The following is a 909-nucleotide window of genomic DNA, read 5'->3' as shown; positions in this document are numbered from 1 at the left end:
AAAATAAGTACCTGCATCTAATCCGTTGAATTCACCATTTGCAATCGAATTATTTAATGGATTTTGATTTTCATCTAAAAGGCTATAGGTAATTCCCTGTACCGTAGTTACCGAAATAGTCCCGGTAGTATCTTCACAAGTTGGTTGCTGCGCAATACTTGCTTGCGGCTGCGCCGGAGTTCCTAAATTTTCTATGATAACCAAAGCTTCAGAAATCGACTCACAATCACCATTGTCTGCCTGTATAAAATAAGTACCTGCATCTAATCCGTTGAATTCACCATTTGCAATCGAATTATTTAATGGATTTTGATTTTCATCTAAAAGGCTATAGGTAATTCCCTGTACCGTAGTTACCGAAATAGTCCCGGTAGTATCTTCACAAGTTGGTTGCTGCGCAATACTTGCTTGCGGCTGCGCCGGAGTTCCTAAATTTTCTATGATAACCAAAGCTTCAGAAATCGACTCACAATCACCATTGTCTGCCTGTATAAAATAAGTACCTGCATCTAATCCGTTGAATTCACCATTTGCAATCGAATTATTTAATGGATTTTGATTTTCATCTAAAAGGCTATAGGTAATTCCCTGTACTGTAGTTACCGAAATAGTCCCGGTAGTATCTCCACAACTTGGTTGTTGCGAAATACTTGCCTGTGGCTGCGCCGGGGTTCCTAAATTTTCTATGATTATAAGTTCTTCAGAAACTGACTCACAATCACCATTGTCTGCCTGTACAAAATAAGTACCTGCACCTAATCCGCTGAATTCTCCATTTGCAATCGAATTATTTAATGGATTTTGATTTTCATCTAAAAGGGTGTAGGTAATTCCCTGTACGGTTGTTACCGAAATGGTCCCGGTAGTATCTTCACAAGTTGGTTGTTGCGAAATACTTGCCTGTGGCTG

Annotated in this window: 1 protein-coding gene; it reads right to left on the bottom strand. The window is 39.3% G+C overall.

Annotated features, from left to right (window positions below):
* On the bottom strand, positions 1-909 hold a 909-nt coding region (locus GUB10_RS15885; protein ID WP_193712434.1), incomplete at both ends, for a hypothetical protein.

The organism is Salegentibacter sp. BLCTC (assembly GCF_015143665.1).
GTDB lineage: Bacteria > Bacteroidota > Bacteroidia > Flavobacteriales > Flavobacteriaceae > Salegentibacter > Salegentibacter maritimus.
The sequence above is the reverse complement of the archived record's forward strand: the minus strand, read 5'-3'. Positions and strand labels throughout refer to the sequence as shown.